This window comes from Pseudomonas sp. Choline-02u-1 (assembly GCF_002836515.1).
Lineage (GTDB): Bacteria > Pseudomonadota > Gammaproteobacteria > Pseudomonadales > Pseudomonadaceae > Aquipseudomonas.
This window is the reverse complement of record NZ_PJBC01000003.1, coordinates 384660-405441: the sequence shown is the minus strand read 5'-3', so window position 1 is coordinate 405441 and position 20782 is coordinate 384660. Positions and strand designations below refer to the sequence as shown.

At 60.5% G+C, this 20782-nt stretch carries 21 protein-coding genes; 7 read left to right on the top strand and 14 right to left on the bottom strand.

Translation table 11 applies throughout. The features are described from left to right. Positions 1 to 74 precede the first annotated feature (74 nt). Entirely contained in the window at positions 75 to 1004 is a 930-nt protein-coding gene (locus CXF97_RS03980) for an electron transfer flavoprotein subunit alpha/FixB family protein (protein ID WP_016770954.1), read from the bottom strand. After that, positions 1005 to 1754 (bottom strand): electron transfer flavoprotein subunit beta/FixA family protein, encoded by a 750-nt coding sequence (locus tag CXF97_RS03975; RefSeq protein WP_007908338.1) that lies wholly within the window; start codon positions 1752 to 1754, stop codon positions 1005 to 1007. Positions 1755 to 2304: 550 nt separating this feature from the next. On the opposite strand from CXF97_RS03975, the gene CXF97_RS03970 reads away from it, so the two are divergent. Next, the gene (locus CXF97_RS03970) at positions 2305 to 3969 is read left to right on the top strand and encodes an electron transfer flavoprotein-ubiquinone oxidoreductase (protein WP_101156311.1); all 1665 of its coding nucleotides are present in this window, start codon (positions 2305 to 2307) and stop codon (positions 3967 to 3969) included. A gap of 114 nt (positions 3970 to 4083) precedes the next feature. Here CXF97_RS03970 and CXF97_RS03965 read toward each other — a convergent pair whose 3' ends face one another. Beyond that, complete coding sequence (locus tag CXF97_RS03965) at positions 4084 to 4974, bottom strand: AraC family transcriptional regulator (RefSeq protein WP_101156308.1); 891 nt, start codon at positions 4972 to 4974, stop codon at positions 4084 to 4086. A gap of 190 nt (positions 4975 to 5164) precedes the next feature. Between CXF97_RS03965 and CXF97_RS03960 the strand changes: the two genes are divergently transcribed. Next, positions 5165 to 6217: an NAD(P)-dependent alcohol dehydrogenase gene (locus tag CXF97_RS03960; protein ID WP_101156305.1), complete on the top strand. Its 1053-nt coding sequence runs from the start codon at positions 5165 to 5167 to the stop codon at positions 6215 to 6217. An 11-nt stretch (positions 6218 to 6228) separates the two neighbouring features. Here CXF97_RS03960 and CXF97_RS03955 read toward each other — a convergent pair whose 3' ends face one another. The 7 genes from CXF97_RS03955 to CXF97_RS03925 form a co-directional block, all read right to left on the bottom strand. Beyond that, entirely contained in the window at positions 6229 to 7032 is an 804-nt protein-coding gene (locus CXF97_RS03955; RefSeq protein ID WP_101156303.1) for an IclR family transcriptional regulator, read from the bottom strand. A gap of 61 nt (positions 7033 to 7093) precedes the next feature. Further along, positions 7094 to 8404 carry an MFS transporter gene (locus CXF97_RS03950; RefSeq protein ID WP_101156300.1) on the bottom strand — a complete coding sequence of 437 codons (1311 nt, stop codon included), beginning with the start codon at positions 8402 to 8404 and terminating at the stop codon, positions 7094 to 7096. A 191-nt stretch (positions 8405 to 8595) separates the two neighbouring features. Next, positions 8596 to 9744, bottom strand: coding sequence for a galactonate dehydratase (gene dgoD, locus CXF97_RS03945; protein WP_016770960.1), 1149 nt, complete (start codon positions 9742 to 9744; stop codon positions 8596 to 8598). Positions 9745 to 9792: 48 nt separating this feature from the next. Then, positions 9793 to 10413 carry a 2-dehydro-3-deoxy-6-phosphogalactonate aldolase gene (locus CXF97_RS03940; protein WP_101156298.1) on the bottom strand — a complete coding sequence of 207 codons (621 nt, stop codon included), beginning with the start codon at positions 10411 to 10413 and terminating at the stop codon, positions 9793 to 9795. Positions 10414 to 10432: 19 nt separating this feature from the next. Further along, positions 10433 to 11422 carry a 2-dehydro-3-deoxygalactonokinase gene (locus CXF97_RS03935; protein ID WP_101156295.1) on the bottom strand — a complete coding sequence of 330 codons (990 nt, stop codon included), beginning with the start codon at positions 11420 to 11422 and terminating at the stop codon, positions 10433 to 10435. Between the two features lie 89 nt (positions 11423 to 11511). Continuing rightward, a complete protein-coding gene (locus CXF97_RS03930) occupies positions 11512 to 12438 on the bottom strand; it encodes a hypothetical protein (protein WP_157830856.1) in 927 nt (308 codons plus the stop codon). Positions 12439 to 12553: 115 nt separating this feature from the next. Next, positions 12554 to 13033 (bottom strand): GNAT family N-acetyltransferase, encoded by a 480-nt coding sequence (locus tag CXF97_RS03925; RefSeq protein ID WP_101156289.1) that lies wholly within the window; start codon positions 13031 to 13033, stop codon positions 12554 to 12556. 135 nt (positions 13034 to 13168) lie between these two features. Here CXF97_RS03925 and CXF97_RS03920 point away from each other — a divergent pair, with 135 nt between their 5' ends. The 5 genes from CXF97_RS03920 to CXF97_RS03900 all read left to right on the top strand — a co-directional run bounded on the left by CXF97_RS03920 (position 13169) and on the right by CXF97_RS03900 (position 16300). After that, the gene (locus tag CXF97_RS03920; RefSeq protein WP_101156286.1) at positions 13169 to 13852 is read left to right on the top strand and encodes an HD domain-containing protein; all 684 of its coding nucleotides are present in this window, start codon (positions 13169 to 13171) and stop codon (positions 13850 to 13852) included. Between the two features lie 80 nt (positions 13853 to 13932). Beyond that, the gene (locus tag CXF97_RS03915; RefSeq protein ID WP_101156283.1) at positions 13933 to 15129 is read left to right on the top strand and encodes an MFS transporter; all 1197 of its coding nucleotides are present in this window, start codon (positions 13933 to 13935) and stop codon (positions 15127 to 15129) included. Positions 15130 to 15211: 82 nt separating this feature from the next. Then, entirely contained in the window at positions 15212 to 15556 is a 345-nt protein-coding gene (locus tag CXF97_RS03910; RefSeq protein ID WP_101156280.1) for a hypothetical protein, read from the top strand. A gap of 44 nt (positions 15557 to 15600) precedes the next feature. Then, a complete protein-coding gene (locus CXF97_RS03905) occupies positions 15601 to 15858 on the top strand; it encodes a hypothetical protein (protein ID WP_101156278.1) in 258 nt (85 codons plus the stop codon). Positions 15859 to 15919: 61 nt separating this feature from the next. Continuing rightward, complete coding sequence (locus CXF97_RS03900; protein ID WP_101156275.1) at positions 15920 to 16300, top strand: Rho termination factor N-terminal domain-containing protein; 381 nt, start codon at positions 15920 to 15922, stop codon at positions 16298 to 16300. A 145-nt stretch (positions 16301 to 16445) separates the two neighbouring features. Here CXF97_RS03900 and CXF97_RS03895 read toward each other — a convergent pair whose 3' ends face one another. The 4 genes from CXF97_RS03895 to CXF97_RS03880 all read right to left on the bottom strand — a co-directional run bounded on the left by CXF97_RS03895 (position 16446) and on the right by CXF97_RS03880 (position 20711). Then, a complete protein-coding gene (locus tag CXF97_RS03895; protein WP_101156273.1) occupies positions 16446 to 17375 on the bottom strand; it encodes a PfkB family carbohydrate kinase in 930 nt (309 codons plus the stop codon). Beyond that, positions 17368 to 18834, bottom strand: a complete 1467-nt coding sequence (locus tag CXF97_RS03890) for a cytosine permease (protein ID WP_101156270.1) — start codon at positions 18832 to 18834, stop codon at positions 17368 to 17370. Before CXF97_RS03890 ends, CXF97_RS03895 begins: the two co-directional genes overlap by 8 nt. Positions 18835 to 19002: 168 nt before the next feature. Continuing rightward, positions 19003 to 20001 (bottom strand): ADP-ribosylglycohydrolase family protein, encoded by a 999-nt coding sequence (locus CXF97_RS03885; protein ID WP_101156267.1) that lies wholly within the window; start codon positions 19999 to 20001, stop codon positions 19003 to 19005. Beyond that, a complete protein-coding gene (locus CXF97_RS03880; protein ID WP_101156264.1) occupies positions 19998 to 20711 on the bottom strand; it encodes a GntR family transcriptional regulator in 714 nt (237 codons plus the stop codon). Before CXF97_RS03880 ends, CXF97_RS03885 begins: the two co-directional genes overlap by 4 nt. Positions 20712 to 20782 lie beyond the last annotated feature (71 nt).

The window sequence follows — 20782 nt, the reverse complement described above, 5'->3', positions numbered from 1 at the left end:
CGCTCCCGCTTGAAATTCGAGACAAAAAAAAGCCCGACCAACAGGCCGGGCTCTTTATAAGTGAAGCCGCCGGATTAGACCAGCTTCTCCAGCTCAGGTACTGCTTCGAACAGATCCGCCACGAGACCGTAATCGGCCACCTGGAAGATCGGCGCTTCTTCGTCCTTGTTGATCGCAACGATCACCTTGGAGTCTTTCATGCCGGCCAGATGCTGGATCGCGCCGGAGATACCGACGGCGATGTACAGCTGTGGCGCAACGATCTTGCCGGTCTGACCGACCTGCATGTCGTTCGGTACGAAACCTGCGTCGACCGCAGCGCGCGAGGCGCCCACAGCAGCGCCGAGCTTGTCGGCCAGCGCGTACAGGTGTTTGAAGTTGTCACCGTTCTGCATGCCGCGACCGCCGGAAACGACGATCTTGGCAGCGGTCAGCTCAGGACGGTCGGACTTGGCCAGCTCTTCGCTGACGAAGCTCGAAGTACCGGCGTCGTGCGCAGCACCAACGGCTTCAACAGCAGCCGAACCACCTTCAGCAGCAACCGGATCGAAACCGGTGGCACGCACGGTGATCACTTTGATCGCAGCAGTCGATTGCACGGTAGCGATGGCGTTACCGGCGTAGATCGGGCGCTTGAAAGTGTCAGCGCTTTCGACCGAGATGATCTCGGAGATCTGGTCAACGTCCAGCGCAGCAGCAACGCGCGGCAGGATGTTTTTGCCGTTGGAAGTGGCGGCAGCGAGGATGTGGCTGTAGCCAGCGCCAAGCTCTGCAACCAGCGGCGCTACGTTCTCTGGCAACTGATGCGCGTAGGCAGCGTTGTCAGCATTCAGGACTTTGCTCACGCCAGCGATTTTAGCCGCGGCTTCGGCCACCGGGCCAGCGCCCTGACCTGCTACCAGAACGTGGATGTCGCCGCCGATTTTGGCAGCAGCGGCCACGGTGTTCAGCGTGGCCGGGGCCAGCACTTTGTTGTCGTGTTCAGCAATAACCAAGATAGTCATTTAGATTACCTTCGCTTCGTTCTTGAGTTTTTCAACCAGTTCAGCCACCGACTTGACCTTGATACCCGCGCTGCGTGCAGCCGGCGCTTCGACTTTCAGGGTCTTGTTGGTGGAGGCGGTGGAAACGCCCAAAGCGTCCGGAGTCAGCACTTCGAGAGGCTTCTTCTTGGCTTTCATGATGTTCGGCAGGGACGCATAGCGCGGCTCGTTCAAACGCAGGTCGGTGGTGACGATGGCTGGCAGTTTCAGCGAAACGGTCTGTGCGCCGCCGTCGATTTCGCGGGTCACGGCAACGCTGTCGCCCGAGACTTCGACTTTCGAAGCGAAGGTGCCCTGACCGTAGCCGCTCAATGCAGCGAGCATCTGGCCGGTCTGGTTGTTGTCGCTGTCGATCGCCTGTTTGCCAAGGATCACCAGCTGAGGCTGTTCCTTGTCGACAACGGCCTTGAGCAGCTTGGCCACGGCCAGGGAGGTCAGGTCTTCAGCGGATTCGACGAGGATGGCGCGGTCGGCACCCAGAGCCAGTGCGGTACGCAACTGCTCCTGAGCGGTGGTCGGGCCGATGGAGACGACGACGATTTCAGTCGCAACGCCCTTCTCTTTCAGGCGTACGGCTTCTTCCACGGCGATTTCGCAGAATGGGTTCATCGACATCTTGACGTTGGCGAGGTCGACGCCGGAATTGTCCGCCTTGACGCGGACCTTGACGTTGTAATCCACAACGCGTTTGACAGCTACAAGAACCTTCATGGATTCCTCGTTACTCTCCGGTGAAAAGAAAGTCGCCTAGGCGAACCTGGCGGATGATGCTCATCGGGCGACAAGGGCACCTCTAAAAACGCCGGCTTGAATGTGAGGTGATTCACTTCGCGATGTGAGGTGACCGTTCGTCAGCGGTGACTGTCGGGTCATTCATTCTCACGCTGTGTAAACTGCGCGCCGGACTTGCGCTGCGCATCACCGTCTACTGCCTGTGCCCTGTCTTTAGAGGTGCTCTTGAAACCGCCAGTCTGCCTACGGCGAGCGCAAAACCGCCCGTATCTTGACCGGAACGCCCATTCTGGTCAATACGCCAAAATGCCCCGTCATAAGCCGCGCTTCTTTGATTTATCAGGGCTGGAGGCAATTCAAACAAACGTTTGTATTGGACGCTCGGAGTGGTGTAGATATAATGCGCCGCCTAGAGAGAAAGGTGGATTCGCCAATATTCCCTTTGACGTTAACGTAAAGGCAATACGGATGCGACACCAAACCTCCAAATCAGAAAAAAAACTGTTGAGCCTTGAGTAGGAGATAGCCTGTGGAACGCGAATACATGGAATTCGACGTCGTCATCGTCGGTGCCGGCCCCGCTGGTCTGTCAGCCGCCTGCCGCTTGAAGCAGAAGGCCGCTGACGCCGGTAAGGAAATCAGCGTCTGCGTGGTCGAAAAAGGCTCCGAAGTCGGCGCACACATCCTTTCCGGTGCGGTGTTTGAACCGCGCGCACTGAACGAACTGTTCCCGGACTGGAAAGAACTCGGCGCGCCGCTGAACACGCCAGTCACGCGCGATGACATCTTCGTGCTGAAAAACGCCGACAGCGCGCAGAAGATTCCTGATTTCTTTGTGCCCAAGACCATGCACAACGAAGGCAACTACATTATTTCCCTCGGCAACCTGTGCCGCTGGCTGGCTCAGCAGGCCGAAAACCTCGGCGTGGAAATCTACCCCGGCTTCGCCGCTCAGGAAGCGCTGATCGATGAAAACCGCGTGGTGCGCGGGATCATCACCGGTGATCTGGGCGTCGACCGCGAAGGCAACCCGAAAGAAGGCCTGTACACCCCGGGCATGGAATTGCGTGGCAAATACACGCTGTTCGCCGAAGGCTGCCGTGGTCACATCGGCAAGCAACTGATCAAGCGCTACAACCTCGACAGCGATGCCGACGTTCAGCATTACGGCATCGGTCTGAAAGAAATCTGGGAAATCGACCCGGCCAAGCATCAGCCAGGCCTGGTGGTGCACACCGCCGGCTGGCCGCTGGAGATCATGGGCACCGAGAACACCGGCGGCTCGTTCCTCTATCACCTGGAAAACAATCAGGTGGTGGTCGGCCTCATCGTCGACCTGTCCTACAGCAATACTTACCTGTCGCCCTTCGATGAATTCCAGCGCCTCAAGCATCACCCGGTGCTCAAGCAATACCTGGAAGGCGGCAAGCGCGTCAGCTACGGCGCCCGCGCCATCGCCAAGGGCGGCCTGAACTCGCTGCCGAAAATGGTCTTCAAGGGCGGCGCGCTGATCGGTTGCGACCTCGGCACCCTGAACTTCGCCAAGATCAAAGGCAGCCACACGGCGATGAAGTCCGGCATGCTCGCGGCAGAATCGGTGGCAGACGCGCTGTTCGCCGAGCAGGACTGCACGGCCGAACTGACGACTTATGTCGACGCATTCAAAAACAGCTGGCTGCACGAAGAACTGTTCGCCAGCCGTAATTTCGGCGCGGCGATTCACAAGTACGGCGCGATCATCGGCGGTGGGTTCAACTGGCTGGACCAGAACATCTTCGGCGGCAAACTGCCGTTCACCCTGCGCGACACCAAACCGGATTACGCCTGCCTGAAGCTCGCGGCCGATTGCAAAAAGATCGACTATCCGAAACCCGACGGCAAACTGAGTTTCGACAAACTCAGCTCGGTGTTCATCTCCGGTACCAACCACGAAGAAGAGCAGCCGTGCCACTTGAAGCTGACCGACCCGAGCATCCCGATCAGCAAAAACCTGCCGCTGTACGACGAACCGGCGCAGCGCTACTGCCCGGCCGGCGTGTACGAGGTCATCACCAAGGAAGACGGCGAGAAGCGCTTCCAGATCAACGCCCAGAACTGCGTGCACTGCAAGACCTGTGACATCAAGGACCCTGCGCAGAACATCACCTGGGTGGCGCCGGAGGGCGCCGGCGGCCCGACTTATCCGAATATGTAAGTCGTAGCGCTGAACAACAAGGCTCCCGCAATGGGGGCCTTTTTGTTGCCCGCGTCTCCCCCTGCAGGAGCTGTCGAGTGAAACGAGGCTGCGCCTACAGGAATGAGTGATAACTCAAGCAGCGCGCTCATCCCCCGGGCTGCGTTCGAAGTAACGCTTGTACTCGCGACTGAACTGCGACGTGCTCTGATACCCCACGCGATGCGCCACTTGCGCCACGCCCAGCCCTTCAGCCACCAGCAACGTCTGCGCCTTCAACAAGCGTAAACGTTTGAGATACTGCACCGGCGACAGCAAAGTGCTGCGTTTGAAATGCTCGTGAAAGGTCGACACGCTCATGTTCGCGCACCCGGCCAGTGTCTCGACATTCAAAGGCTCGGTGTAATGCGCATGCAGATGGCTGATCGACGCCGCCACCCGGGCGAACTGCCCTTGCTGTTCGACCAAGGCGCGCAACACATCCGCCTGCGGCCCGCGCAGCGCGACGAACAATAATTCACGCACCCGCGCCGGGCCGAGAATCTGGCATTCCAGCGGATCGTGCAGACAGCTGAGTAGCCGTTCGACGCAACCGCGCATGCCATCGTCGAGCACCACCGAGGTCATCGATTCCGGCGTCTGCGCCGGAATATGCCGCCCCGGCGCCAGCCCCATGGCCAACACCAGTTCGCCGAGCAGAACGCGATCAATCGCCACCGACACACCAAGCAACGGCGCATTTGGCAAGGCGAAGGTTTCACACTCGAAAGGTACCGGCAGCGCCTGAATCAAATAATGCCCGGCGCCATATTCCATGGTCCGAGGGCCGAGAAATGCCAGTTTGCTGCCCTGAGCAATGATCATCAGGCTCGGCTCGTAAATATGCGGGCCACGGGCGACGTCGCAACTGGCGCGCAATATCTGCACACCGGGCAGACCGGTCTGGCTATAGCCATCGCGTAGCGCCAGCGGTTCGATCAGCGAAACCAGCCGGGCATTGGCATCAAGATGACGGGTCAACTGCATCGAATAGGTCTTCGTAAAAATCAGGGAAAAAGGGAGGAAAACATCATCGCAGATCCGCTGGCCAAAGCGACTGCCACAACCCGCATGCCGGAGGATTAGGCATGAGACCCGGAGAATTCGTCATGGCCGCACCCGCGCTTGGCGCCCAGAATTCACCGCCTCACTTGTCACTGCTTTTGCGAGGTCACCCATGTACACCGCCATCGGCTATGCCGCCCAATCGGCCACCACTCCCCTCGCCCCGATGAAATTCGAACGTCGCAGCCTGCGCGCCGACGACGTGTCGATCGAAATTCTTTACTGCGGCGTCTGCCACTCCGACATCCACCAGGCACGCAACGAATGGGGCATTGCCGTTTATCCGCTGATGCCCGGCCATGAGATCGTCGGAAAAGTCACCGCTGTCGGTGCGAATGTCACCCGTCACAAGGTAGGCGATCTGGTCGGCGTCGGCTGCATGGTCGACTCCTGCCGCAGCTGCGAAGCCTGTCAGGCGAACCTCGAGCAATATTGCCTCGAAGGCCCGACCATGACTTACGCCACCCCGGATCGGGTCGACGGCAGCAATACCATGGGCGGTTATTCCGACAGCATCGTGGTCAGCGAACATTTTGTTGTGCGGATCCCGGAACGTCTGGCGTTGGCCAGTGCCGCACCGATTCTCTGCGCCGGCATCACCACCTACTCGCCGCTCAAGCACTACGGCGTGAAAGCCGGTGACAAGGTCGGGATTCTCGGCATGGGCGGCCTCGGCCACATGGGCATCAAGTTCGCCAAGGCCATGGGCGCTGAAGTGACGCTGTTCACCCGCTCGGCGAGCAAGGCCGAAGAAGGTCGGCGTCAGGGCGCCGATCATGTGATCGTGTCGACCGACGCCGAGCAAATGAAAGCCGCAGCCGGTTACTTCGATTTCCTGCTCGACACCATTCCGGTGCAGCACGATCTGAACCCGTACCTCGACACCCTGCGCTTTGACGGCGTGCACATTCTGGTCGGCCTGATCGAACCGATTGATCCGCCGGTGCATGCGGCCAAACTGGTTCTGGGGCGTCGCGTGTTGGCCGGCTCGTTGATCGGTGGCGTCGCGGAAACCCAGGAAGTGCTGGATTTCTGCGCCGAACACAACATCACCTGCGACATTGAAATGCTCGACATCCGCCAGATCAACGAGGCTTACGCGCGGATGATTGCCGGCGACGTGAAGTACCGTTTCGTCATCGACATGGCCACGCTCAAGGCTTAAACCTCAGAGGCTTATACCTTCAAGCCAAGCTCCGCCGACAGCCGGGCTGTGACCCCTTTGATCAGGGGAATCAGCTCGGCCATTTTTTCCAGCGGCATGTAGGGCACGGTGCTGGCGATGCTGATCGCCGCAACAATACCCTTGCTCGCATCACGAATCGGCGCCGCCACGCAGCGGATCGACGGTTCGTTGTCTTCCAGGTCGAAGGCGTAGCCACCGGCGACGTATTCGCCCATGCGCTGCTCAAGCTGTTCCCACGACTGCTGGGGATGCTGCGGCCAGAACTGACTTTTCCCACCTGCCGGCAGACTGATGTCGTACAGCCGCCGCCAATCCTGCGGCGAATCATCGAGCATCAAGGCCTTGCCGATCCCGGTGCGCACCAGCGGCATGCGATGGCCGACCCGCGAGCGCATTTCCGGGCCGTTGCGGCCAGGATTCTTTAGCAGATACAACACCTCGTCGCCTTCGCGAATGCCCAGGTGCACCGTGTCGCCAGTCAGCGCCGACAACTCATCCAGATACGGCCCGGCCAGGGTCACCAGCGGCAATTCTTCGCGAGCCTGAAAACCCAGTTCGATCAGCTTCGGCCCGAGCAGATAACCGATTTGCGGCACCACGCGCAGGTAGCGCTCGTCGACCAGGCAACTGGCCAGACGATGGGTGGTGCTGCGTGTGGTGCCGATCAGTCGGGCAATCTCTTTGAGATCACGCGCGCCACTGGCCACCGCTTGCACCACACCGAGGCCGCGCAACAGCGTCTGGGTGCCAGTGGGCGCGGCGTCCTTGGTTTTTTCCGGGGCGTCTTCCTGCATATCCAGCCTTTTACCGTTGAGCGAGGGAACGGGCGGCATTATGGTCGCCCGACGCAGAGCACTACAACTCGATACGCTCGACCTTGCCCACCAGCAGCACGTAGGACAAGGCACCGACCAGCGCGAGCACGGCGATGTAGGTGATCGCTGGGGCGAACGAATCACCGGTGGCAAGAAAGCCGATAACGATCGGTGTGGCGATCGCCGATAAATTGCCAATGAAGTTGAACACCCCACCGGTCAGACCGAGCAAACGCGCCGGTGCCAGCGTCGATACCAGCGACCAGGTGATCGACGCCAGGCCGTTGCCGAAAAAAGCCAATGCGAGGAAGGCAATCACCAACGGCGTCGACTCAACAAAGTTGGCACCGATGATCGAGGTCGAAATCAACAGCCCGCCAATAATCGGCAACTTGCGCGCAAAGCCCACGGTGTAGCCGCGACGGATCAGGAAGTCGGAGAAGAATCCCGAGCACAACACACCGACAAAGGCTGCGAGAAATGGCAGCGACGCGAGCAGGCCGGACTTGATGAAGTCCATGCCGCGATATTTCACCAGGTAGGTCGGAAACCAGGTGAGGAAGAACCACAGCGTCGAGTTCAGGCAGAACTGGCCGAGGTAGATACCCCACAATTTGCGCTTGCTCAGGACAATGCCCAGATCGGTCCAACTAAATTTGGCCTTGACCTTCGCCGTTTCCGCCTGGATATCGACCAGGCCGCCACCCTCGCGGATCAGATCGATTTCCGCTTGGTTGGTGCCTTTGAATTCACGCGGCTCGCGATACACCGCGTACCAGATCACTGCCCAGAGAATGCCCACCGCACCGGTGGCGACGAAAACCATGTGCCAGCCGAATGCATGTTGCAGCCACGCCAGCACCGGGGTCAGGAAGGCCAGACCGACAAACTGCCCGGAGGTGTAGAAACCGATCGCCGTGGCGCGTTCGCGCTCGGGAAACCAGGTGGTGACCACGCGGCTGTTGATCGGATACGCCGGGGCTTCCAGCGCACCAACGGCCATGCGCAGCACAAACAGCGCGATGAAGCTGCTGACGAAACCGAGCATCACCGTGGCCACCGACCACAGCAACAGCGCCACGCTGTAGAGGATGCGTGGCGGCACGCGATCGACCAGCCAGCCGCCGGGGATCTGCATCGCGGCGTACGTCCAGCCGAAGGCAGAGAAAATAAGACCGACGTGAACCGGATCGATGCCCAGCTCGCTGGTCAGCGCCGGCGCGGCAATCGACAGGTTGCTGCGGTCGAGGTAGTTGATGACCACGGTGATGAACAGCAACACCATGATGAAAAACCGCTTGCGGCTGGGCGTGACTAAAGACGCCTGCCCGGAGAGGGTGTGCGTTTGCATGAGAGGTGCCTCTTTTTATGTTTGTTGAGGTCATGACGCAGATCTCCTCTCCCTCGGAGAACTGATCGTTCCCACGCTCCGCGTGGGAATGCAGCCCGGGACGCTCCGCGTCCCAGCAGCGGACGCAGAGCGTCCATTGAGGCATTCCCACGCAGAGCGTGGGAACGATCTGATGCTAGCGAGTCACAGACTCACCACTCGGCAAAACTGCCATCGGCATGGCGCCAGATCGGATTACGCCAGCGGTGGCCGACTGCCGCGCGTTCGATCACGTATTCCTCGTTGATCTCGATGCCGAGTCCCGGGCCATTCGGAATCTTGACGAAGCCCTGGTCGTAGTCGAACACGCGCGGATCCTTCACGTAGTCGAGCAAGTCGTTGCTCTCGTTGTAATGGATGCCGAGGCTTTGCTCCTGGATAAACGCGTTGTAACAAGCCGCGTCGAGTTGCAAACACGCCGCCAGGGCGATCGGGCCTAGCGGGCAATGCAGCGCCAGCGCGACGTCGTAGGCTTCGGCCATGTTGGCGATCTTGCGGGTTTCGGTGATGCCGCCGGCGTGGGAGGCATCCGGCTGAATAATGTCGACGTAGCCTTCGCTCAACACCCGTTTAAAGTCCCAGCGCGAGAACAGCCGCTCGCCGAGGGCAATCGGCGTGCTGGTCAGCGGCGCCAGTTCTTTCAATGCTTCGTAGTTTTCGCTGAGCACCGGTTCTTCGATGAACATCAGTTTGTACGGGTCGAGCTCCTTCATCAGCACCTTGGCCATCGGCTTGTGCACGCGGCCGTGGAAGTCGACGCCGATACCGACGTTCGGCCCCACCGCATCACGCACGGCGGCAACGTTGGCCAAGGCGAGGTCGACTTTCTCGAAGGTGTCGAGGAACTGCAACTCTTCGGTACCGTTCATTTTCACCGCCGTGAAACCACGGCTCACCGCTTCTTTCGCCGCACGCGCGGTGTCGGCCGGCCGGTCGCCGCCGATCCACGAATAGACACGAATCTTGTCGCGCACCTGGCCACCGAGCAGATCGCTGACCGAGACGCCGAGGGCCTTGCCCTTGATGTCCCACAGTGCCTGGTCGATACCGGCCAGTGCGCTCATGTGGATCGCGCCGCCACGGTAGAAGCCGCCGCGGTAGAGCACGGTCCAGATGTCTTCGATATTGCGTGGGTCTTTGCCGATCAGGTAGTCGGACAACTCTTCCACCGCAGCAGCTACGGTATGCGCGCGTCCTTCAACCACAGGCTCGCCCCAACCGGTCACGCCCTCGTCGGTTTCGACCTTGAGGAAGCACCAGCGCGGCGGAACGATGAAGGTCGTGAGTTTGGTGATTTTCATCTGCTTGTCTCTCTTGTTCGGATGCAGCGCACGCGGCGCCATAAAGTCTTAACGCAGGGCTTTCCAGGCAGCCACGTAGGCCTTGGCATTGACCGCCACCTGCTCGGGCGTCATGCCCGGTTTGAACAGGCCGGAACCGAGGCCAAAACCTTTCACACCAGCGTCAATAAAGGCCTGCATGTTGTCCGGCGTAATGCCACCGACCGGCGCCAGCACCGTGCCGGCCGGCAACACCGCGAGCCAGGCTTTGACGACGGCCGGGCTCATCTGCTCGGCCGGAAACAGCTTGAGAATGTCCGCACCTTCGGCCAGTGCCGCAAAGGCCTCGGTCGGCGTAGCGACGCCCGGCGACAGGTACAGCCCCGCCGCTTTCGCCGCGCGCAGGACCTTGGCGTCGCTGTGCGGCATGACGATCACTTGTCCGCCAGCCGCTTTGACCTGCTCGACCTGCTCGGGGCTGAGTACCGTGCCGGCACCGATCAGGCAATCGGCGGGCAGCGCATCACGCAGGATGCGGATACTTTCGTACGGCGATGGGGAATTGAGCGGTACTTCGATGACGCGAAATCCGGCGCAATACAGGACTTCTCCGACAGCCGCGGCTTCCTGCGGTTGCAGGCCACGCAGAATCGCGATCAGACCGTTTTGTGCCAGTGCTTGCTTGAGCATGTCAGGCCTCCAGTCAGGGTTAACGGGATGAGGAATCGATCAGTCCGGCGGCGCGCGCCAGTTGCCACAGGCCACGCTCGGTAGCTTGCTCGGCCAGCGTCACCTGGGCGAAGCCGCAAGCGTCCAGGGCTCGGCGATAACGCGTGCACAGCTGCGCATTGCCGATGAGCACGATCGCTGGAAGATTCGGTTGGTGGCGCCGGCGACGTTGCACATTGGCGAGTGCGGCCAGCTCATGGCCGATCATCAGACCCGAGAGATAATCCGCCTGAGCGCTCGGGCTCAGTTCGCCAGTGAGGCCGAGGGTGCGGGCGCTGAACAGGGTCGACAGCACGCCGAGTTCAGCATCCACCGACAGCGCGATTTGCACCCCACGATCGAACGCTTGCGCATCGAAGGTCGCGCTCGGTTGTTGGGTACGACCGAGGATGCTGTGCTCGCTGAGCACAGCGAAAACTTCGCCGGTCATGAACGTGTCGAAATGGGTGATGCGACCATCGACCACTTCCACCCATTTCGAGTGGCTGCCCGGCAGGCCGATCAACAGGTCATTACCCGCCGCGTCCGGCAGACTTTGCAACACACCGAGGACTTGGGTTTCTTCGCCACGCATGACATTGGGCAGACGTGAGCGCTGAATCACGCCCGGGACAATATGCACCGGCGTGCCGCGCAAGCTGACAACGATTTGTAGGGAATTTCCGAGATGGGCGACGTCGGCTGGCGTCTCGCAGTAAGCCGCTTCGCGCCAGCCCTGCGCACTGCCGACCATGCCGCAAGCGATCACCGGCAGACCTGGCTGCGCGTCGAGCCAGTCACCACAGGCCTCGTCGAAGGCCAGTTCAAAACCATCGGCGCATTCACGACCGTGGATGATTCGCGGGGTCTTGGGCAACTGCATGATTCCGGACGACAGCGCACGCTGCTCCAGCACCACACCGTCGGCCGCGAGTTTGTAAGCACGTAATGAGGTTGTCCCCCAATCGAGCGCGATCAATTGCGCCTGCATCGCTTCACCTGTTTTGTTTTTGGCAGTGAGTGCGACGGACTATAAACCCGGGGGACAGGAAATCTCAATATATAAATATTAGTCCCATATTATGGGACGGAATCCGTCCATTTCGTCCAGCGCTCGACAACGTTCATCTGAGCGTTGATCAAGACCTTCACCACTTCGTGCTCACTGGCACCCACCTCGTGGGTACGGCCTTTTTCGTCGGCGATTCCAGGCTCTTGGCGTCCGTCACCACGAAGTATGGTGTAAGCCGCGAACGGTTCCGGGGCCTGCTCGGAACCAGAGACAATTTTCAGCTTCGTCGTATACGGCGCAAACGATGCCAGCATGCCGGCGTAGGGCACATCACTACAGGATCCCAGTCTGTCGATATGGTCATATCCGCCTGCCGGGTCATAACGCCAGCGCACAATGCAAACGGACGCAAAAGGCAGCAGCGACCTTGGTTGCTGTGAAAACTCAAGGGATATACGCGCAGGGGCCAGCCAAGGATTTTCGATGGCATGGATGAATCGGGATGCAGGCACGTACATGACTTTCGAGTAGTACGCCACGAACGGGAACGCGGTGATGACCACCTTGCACGGGACGTACTGCTGTGGCTTGAGAATTTGTACCAACTCACTGGGCCTGATGTAGTTGCGGCCGTCATCAAGGGCATGATTTTCGACACTGATGGCCGCGAGCATCTCATAGCGGCGATCGCCCTCGATCAAACGCATGCTGCTGACGATTCCCGAGGCTTCCAGGACAATGGTGTGTTCGATGGAAAAGTCTGGGTCACCATTCAGCGAGCAATGAATCCAGGTGCCGATCTGACCTTCGCGTCCATGCGCCTTATACAGGTCGACAAGATTTCTATCGGATGTAAATCGCAAGTCGTAATAAGAAGAGTTCACGCGGTCGATGGAAACAAATTCCAGTCTTGCGGGCGGAACGTTGAGGTGCATGCATGACGAACACAATAAAAAACCGCACAGCATCACTTGCTTGAAGTGTCGAAAACTCAAGATTCAATCCTTTGAAATACAGCTGAAAAGACAACGGCAGGCGACTGCCTGACAAAACGGGCGCAAGGCTATTTCAGCTTGCGGATCGACAGACAGACGTCCGAGCGGCAGTGACTCAGCCTTGCGCAAATTCGCGCAACACCTTGCCATCCATGCGATACCGCACCCACTCTTCCTGCGGCTGGGCACCGAGGGATTTGTAGAATTCGATGGCCGGGGTGTTCCATTCCAGCACGCTCCATTCGAAGCGGCCGCAGTCGTTGGCGCAGGCGATTTTTGCCAGGTGGCGCAGCAGGGTTTTGCCGGCGCCGCCGCCGCGTTGTTCGGGGGTGATGTAGAGGTCTTCGAGGTACAGGCAGTTGCTGCCCAGCCAGGTCGAATAACTGAAGAAGAACACCGCGAAGCCGATCGGCAAGCCGTCGCGCAGGCAGATCAGGCCGTGGGCGGTGGCACCTTCGCCGAACAGGCTGCGTTCGATGTCGGCGACGCTGGCGATGACTTCGTGGCGGGCCTTTTCGAAATCGGCGAGTTCGGTGATAAAGGTGAGGATTTGTGGCGCATCGCTGGGGGTCGCCGGGCGGATTTCGATCGTCATGGACGGGCCTTGTGTGCAAATTAAAGCGCCATACTAAGACGCGCAGCGGCGCTCGTCACATGGCAAAACGGGATTAATGTACAGTCATTACCAACACCGCCCCCACAGGTACCAAGCCAACCTGAAAGGAATCTGATGAGCCTTAATGCATTCGTGCCGATGACGACCCTTGCGGCGCAGTTGCTGCCCCACGCACTTGAACCCTCAGACGACGGCGCCCACGACCTTGCCCACCTGCAGCGCGTTTGGCACAACGCACGTACTCTGCAGGCAGCCGAAGGCGGCGATCTCGAAGTTTTGCTGGCCGCCGTGCTGCTGCACGATTGCGTAGCGGTCGAGAAAAACTCCCCGCAACGCTCGCAGGCTTCGCGTCTGGCAGCGGAAAAAGCGGCTTGCGTGCTGAAGGGAATGAAGTGGCCCAGCGAGAAAATCACTAACGTCGCCCACGCCATCGAAGCCCACAGTTTTTCCGCCAACATCACTGCGCTGACCCTCGAGGCGAAAATCGTCCAGGACGCCGATCGCCTCGACTCGCTGGGCATTCTCGGCGTCGCCCGAACCTTCTACGTGGCCGGACGCATGGGCTCGGCGCTGTACGACTCGCAGGATCCCGAAGCGCTTGAGCGTGAGTACGACGACACGCGTTTTTGCCTCGATCATTTCCAGACCAAACTGCTGCATCTGGCTGACGGTTTTCAGACCGTGAGCGGCCAGCGGCTTGCCGAGATTCGTCATCAACGCCTGAAGGGTTTCATGGAGCAGTTCAAGGAAGAGATCGGCATCGTCGAAACCGATTACTCCGGCCAAAAGCGATCCTGACTTCAGCAACCTCACACCTGACGCGCACGCCCTCCGTGGTAAACAGATGGCGCTGATTTCCCCGCACAAGGAAGCGCGTCATGTCGCAAGCAACGCCTGCGGTCTCGAACAAACTGTTCGGCCTGCTCTGTCTCGCCAGTTATCTGTTGTCGCTGTCGTATGGTTCGACGTTTTTGTTGTCGCTGTTGATCGCCGCGCGTGGCGGCAATGAACACGACGCCGGCCATGTGATTTCTGCAGCCATGCTCAGTACCTTTGTTGCCGTACTGGCCTGCGGTCACCTGTCGGATCTGCTGGGCGCGGCGCGTTCGATTGCTTTGTTCGGGTTGCTGCTGGTGGCGGCGAGCCTGGGTTTTGCGACGACGCCGGGGGTCGGTCACTGGCTGCTGTTTTTTGGTTTGCTGCTGGGCTTGGGTTGGGGAGTGTTCTACACCTTGGGGCCGATCATCGTTGCCAGTCTGGTCATTCCCGCTCAGCGCGCGAAGTATTTTGCTTTGTTGTCCGGCAGCATGATGAGCGGCATTGGAAGCGGGCCACTGCTTGGGCGCGCCGCCAGCGCACTCGATCTACCGGTGACGGCAGCGTTTCATCTGGCGGCGCTGGCGAGCCTGATCGGTGCGCTGCTGTTCTGGCACCTCGCAACGAAGCTGAAAGGCACGCAGGTCATGACAGCGGCAAAAATCACTTGGCGTGCGACCACACAAGTACTGAGTTCGCGCGCGGTTTTGCCGATCATCATGGTCGGACTGGGCGGCTGTGTGTTCGGCGGTCTGTCCAGTTTCCAGACCAGCTATGCCGCCGCGCGGTCGCTGGATTATTCGCTGTTCTTTGCGGGATTCACGGGCGCGGCGATTTGCAGTCGAATGTTGATCGCAGGTTACGTGGTCAAACGCGATCCGCTGCGCGCGTCTTGCCTGTTGTCAGGCTTGATGCTGGCCTCGATTGCGCTGCTCACTTTCGGTGTCGACAGTAGCCTCTCCTATCTGCTGGCAGCGGTCATGCTCGGCGTCGGTTACGGGCTGACTTACGCGGTGATTAACGGCCTTGCCGCCAATCAGGCACCGGATGGCACGACCTCCCAGGCGCTGCTGCTGTTCAGTCTCGCGTACTTTATCGGTGTGTTCGGCTTCCCGTTGCTGGCCGGCAAAATCATCGTTGAGCAGGGCCTGCCGGCGTTGCTGCTGACGGTATTGGGCGTGGCGCTGGCGAACTGGCTGGTCACTGTCGGCAGGTTGCTCTGGCGCAGATTTCAGGTCACGACCACCACGCCGGTTTAGACCGTTCGTCGATCCTCAGGCACCAATCCGTCACCAGGGCTGACCAACCAATTGTAAGGATTCCAATCACTGGAGAAGCCCTATGATCCCGTCAAGGTTGACCGCTTTAGTCTTCAGCGCCCTGCTCTGCCCTGCGGTGTTCGCCGCCTCGTCCACGGCAGCGGGCACTGGCCCTACCGATCCGACCCCGCCACGCGCCCCTGCCATCAACAGTGCCCCCGGCATGAACACCGATGGCTCCGGCGTGCCGCTGATCAATCAGCCACCGGCCACCGGCACCGACCCGCGCACTCAAGGCAGTGATCCGGGCCGTCAGGGCGGCATGAATACGCCTGATTCCCCTACCGTGGCGCCTGACAATGCCGGCCCCGGTGTTGGCTCGAAAACCACCACCGGTGGCTCCGGTTCCGAAGGTGCCGGTCAGTAGTTCGCCGACGCGAGCGCCCTATTCACGCCCATGAAGAGGTAACCATGAACGTCGACAAAGACCTGGAAAAAGAAGTTCTCACCCGCCTGCTGCACGCCCATCCCAACGGCTTGGGCAAGGAGGTGCTGGACAATTACCGGGGCGAGAAAGTCGTGGCCAGCGCCCTCGCCTCCCTGCAGGATCGCGGGCTGATTCACCATGGTCATGTGACCTGCAGCGAAGCGGGCGAACACTCGCTGAACCTGCCGATCAAGCTCAGTTCTGCCGGCGTCGAAGCGGCGCGCAAACTGGATCTGCAGTAGTGCCACGCCGCTCGCCGTCGAAGCGGCGAGCGGCCGGATCCGCAACTTGAGGAGAAATCCCATGCCTCGTGGAAGCAAAGACAAATACACCAGCGAACAGAAGCGCAAAGCCGAGCACATCGAAGACAGCTACGAGCAAAAGGGCGTGTCCAAAGATGAGGCTGAGGCTCGCGCTTGGGCGACGGTCAACAAGCAGTCCGGTGGCGGTGAGAAGTCCGGCGGTTCGGGTCGCAAGAAGCCCGCCGGTGCCAAGTCGGAAGATCGCAAAGAGTCATCGCGCCGCGCGGTGGCCAGCCGCAAGGGCCATTCGCGCAAAAGCGAAACTTCGAAGGATACTCAGACTGTCGACAGCCTGATGAAAGAGGCCCGGGCGAAGAACATTCCGGGGCGCTCATCGATGCGCAAGCAGGAGTTGATCGAGGCGTTGCGCAAGGCTGGCTAGAACGACGCCCACTGTAGGAGCTGCCGAAGGCTGCGATCTTGTGCTTTTCAAGATCAAAAGATCGCAGCCTTCGGCAGCTCCTACAGAAGATTTATATACGACTTGGATCCTGTGTGGGAGCGAGCCTGCTCGCGAAGGCTTGGGGTCAGTCGCCGCAGGACTCGCGGATGAAAGCATCCACCTCACCCGCCCCCGGCGATGTCGCCGGCCCCCACCGAGTCACCGCCAGTGCCGCTGCCGCATTCGCCCGCCGCGCCGCTTTCAGTGCATCCAATCCGTGCGCCAATCCGGCGATGAACACGCCAGCGTGGGCATCACCGGCGCCATTGCTGTCCACCGCTTTCACAGCAAACCCCGGCACCTGTCGGCGTTCGCCACGCTGCTGAATCCAGCAACCTTGCGGCCCGTCGCGCACCACCATCAGCACATGGTCCGGCAGGAGTTCCGCGAGGCGATCCATTGCGACGCCAATCTCATCGGCCCCGGTGAATCGCAGCGCCTCGACACTGTTGCTGGTCCAGACATCAATGCGCGGCAGCAACGTCTGCATCATTGGCGCATCGGGGGATTCCACCAATGGCCCTGGATCGAACACCACGTTGACCGACGCCGGCAGCGCCATTGTCCAGTCAAGCAATGCCAGCGCCTTGCCCTCGTGCAGCAGGCTGTAACCGCTGAGATACACATAATCGCCGGGCTCGGCAGCCACGCTGCTCAGATCCTCCTCCGTCACCTCGCCCTCAGCGCCGATGTAGGAAATGAAACTGCGCTCGGCCGACGAATCGGTCAGCGCCACGCACAAACCGGTGTCGCGCTCGGCCGGCTCGCGGACGCCAATACAGATACCTTCTGCCTGCATCGCTTGGCGCGCCAGATCGCCGAAGCGCCCGCTGCCATGGCGACCGAGATAGACCACCGGCAGCCCGTTACGTACCGCTGCCGCCATTACGTTGAAGCCGCCGCCGGCTTCGAACCCCGCCGACTGCGCCAGCACGTCGCCGCCAATCTGCGGCAATTTATCCACGGCCATGACCAGGTCGATGATGACCTGGCCGGTGTGCAACATCTTAGGCATGAGCATTCTCGGGTTGCGCGGCGCGGCGATCTTTCGCGCCGCCCAGTACCAGGTAAATGCCACCGGCGACGACAAAGGTCACGATCCAGCCGAGGCCGTTGTGGCCTAGCCAGGAGTCGGACAGAAAGCCCTTGAACCAGACGTTTTGCGCCGTGGTGCCGATGGTGGTGAAGCTGAAACCGAGCACGATGGCGATCGCCCAGGCGCCGAATGCGCGCCACTCTACACCGCCGCGATACCAGTAGGCGCTACTCGGGCTGACATCGAGCAGGTCTTTGGGGCTGTAGTAGTGACGGTGAATCAGGTCGACCACAAAGATCCCGACCCATGCGGTGATCGGCACCGCCAGCAGGGAAATGAAGGTAATGAACGGTCCGTAGAAACTGTCGGCGATCAACATGAAGTAGATCGAGCCGGCGAAGATCGCGACGATGTCGACCACCACCGCATAGACGCGTTTGACCTTGAGGCCCAGCGTCAGAGTGGTCAAACCGGCGGAGTACACCGACAGATTGTTCGACAGCAGCAGACCGCCGAACGCGGTGATCAGGTATGGCACGGCCATCCAGGTTGGCAACATGTCGCGGATCGCTACGATCGGGTCAGTTGCGGACGCGAGATCGTTGTTGCCCACCGAGAGCAAGCCGCCGAGGGTAATCAGCAGCACCAGCGGAATGCCCGCGCCGAACGCTGCGGAAGCGACCAGTCGTACGGCTCTGACGCTGCGGTGCTGGTAACGCGACATGTCGGCGCCAGCGTTGGCCCAGCCGATGCCGGTGCCGGCAGCCATGGTGCCGATGCCGATGATCATCGCGCTCAGCGGTGCCGGCGTGGCGTTGAACACCGCGCTCCAGTCGATCGTCGCGCAGAGGAAACCACCCACGAGAATATTCAGCGCGCCGAACACGTAAGTCGCCCACTTCTGAATCACCAGCAGGGTCGCGTGGCCGAGGCCGGACACCGACAAGGTCAGCAGCACGAAAATGGCGATAAAGATCAACGTCAGTACCGGCGCACTTTTCGCCTCGACCGGCGAGCCAAACAGGATCGAACATAGCGACAGCAGCACGAACGCCGCAGTGGTGGTGTTGACGGTTTCCCAACCCAGACGCGACATCAGCGAAACCAGCGTCGGGCCGATATTGCCGCGTACGCCGAAGATCGCGCGCGACAGCGTCAGACTCGGCGCGCGGCCACGTCGCCCGGCAATCGAAATGATCCCGACCACGGCAAACGAACCGGCGGCGCCGAGGATCGCGACGATGATCGCCTGCCAGATCGCCAGCCCGCGAAACGCCACCAGGGTGGCGCCCAGCGGCAGGCCGAGAATGGAAATATTGGCGGCGAACCAGACCCAGAACAGTTGCAACGGATGACCATTGCACTCGGCTTCCGGCACCGGCTCGATGCCGCGGGTTTCCAATTGCCCGACACTCTGCCCGGCGGTTGATGAACTCATGAAAAATGCTCCTGTTGCCATTCTTGTGTTTATGGGCAATTGAATACCTGCACCTCTCCCCTTTAGGAGCCGCCGCAGGCTGCGATCTTTTGACGTTGATTTTCCACCGACTGAAGACTGCTGAAGATCAAAAGATCGCAGCCTTCGGCAGCTCCTACACTGGGTTCCTCAGCGTAGGGTGAGGAGTCCTTTTACGAGGGGTTCCAGCTCCAGATGATTGACAGCTTTCACCGTCTCGATCATCTGCTCGGGCCAGCATTCAAGACCCAGGCAGGCCCCGAGCATGGCACCAAGAATCGCCGCGATGGTATCCGTGTCGCCACCGAGGCTGGCGGCCATGCACAGCGCTTCGAATGCCGTCATCTCACCGATGGCCACTTGCTGGGCCAAGGCGAATGAAACCACTACCGACTCCTGGGACGCCACTGAAGTACCGATCACGTCGTAAAGCAGATCGGCGAGCAGTGCTTTGTCGCTGTCGACGCTGATACTGCGCGCCCAACTGATCCGCGAGGCCATGCGCCCGCCCGCCACCCAGTGCCCATGGGCTTCAGCTTGCTGGGCAATCTGTTGGCCGAGGTTCAGCGCTTCGCCCAGATCGACGCCGTTGATCCCAGCGGAGACCACCGCCGCCACCGCCGCCGCGCTGGAGATCCCCAGCGTGGTGTTGTGGGTCACCTGACACGCCTGCACCACTGCCGCGATAAAACGCACGGGGTCGGTCACATTCGCGGCGATCCCCACCGGGGTAATGCGCATTGCCGCGCCGTTGGTGGTGCCGTAGCGCCCGGCTTCTTCCGGAGAATGCCCGGCGAGGATCATTTCAATGGCGCGTTTGGTCGAGGGGCCGAGCAAATCCTGCGAGCCTTTGGCCTGCATCTCGGCTTCCCATTCAATCAAACGCTGGGCGAGGACGGCCGGCTCGATGCGGCCCTGGCCTTCGACCAACAACTCGCCGACCAGAATCGCCTGTTCGGTGTCATCAGTGATCGAGCCTTTGGGCATGTTTGCGGCGATCGGTTGCAGCGGCCCGGCGTCCTGCAGATCGGTGATCTGGCCGAAACGCGCCTTGATCGTTTGGCGATCGAGCGACTGCGTCGGCATGCCCAGCGCATCACCCAGGGCCAGACCATAAAAAGCGCCGAGGGCACGGTTGAGCGAGGTCATTTCGATTCTCCAAATTGCAGGTGCAGACGAAAATGCACCGGGTCGAGCAGGCTTTCGACCTGTTCCATGAAACGGTTCTGCCGGTCGTAGGTGGTGCGCAGGGCTTTGAGGAACACCGTGCCAACCGGGCGACCGAGCAGTTCGGCATCTTCGGCATTCAAAGGCTCGGCGCCGATCCACTGATCGCCGCGCTCGCCGATGTAGCCATAGGCGGCCAGGGTGATGGTCAGGGAGTTGTCGATCAAACCGACGCGCGGCAGGCTTTCAAGGCCACCGGTGGCCGGCATCAAGGAGCGTTCCAGCGACACCAGCGTGCCGTCGGTAGCGCGCCGGCGACGGTCGAGAGTGATGAATTGGTCGGTGCCGAAACGCACCAGCAGATCCGGACGAGTCACGGCTTCAAGGCGCAACACTTCGGTATTGATCAGCGCCCCGCTGTCGGCCAACGCCTGCGCCCAGCCGCTGCGCTGATCGAGGGCGACACCGTCGAAGGTGACGATGGAGCCAACTCCGCTCTGCGTGGCGATGTATTTGCGCCGCTTCAGTTCGGCGAGCGCCTCACGCAAGGTGCCACGGCTGACCTGGAATTCTTGAGCCAACTGATGTTCGCCGGGCAATAGAAAACCGTCCTCCATGAGGCCGCTTTCGATGCGTCGGACGAGTTCGTCGACCACCCTTTGTTTCTTGTCAAATCGTACCTGTCTAATCATGTACAAATTGATAACCGAAACGAGGCGCGGCGGGCAAGGGATATTTGCGCGAGGTGACCGATGGAGAAAGG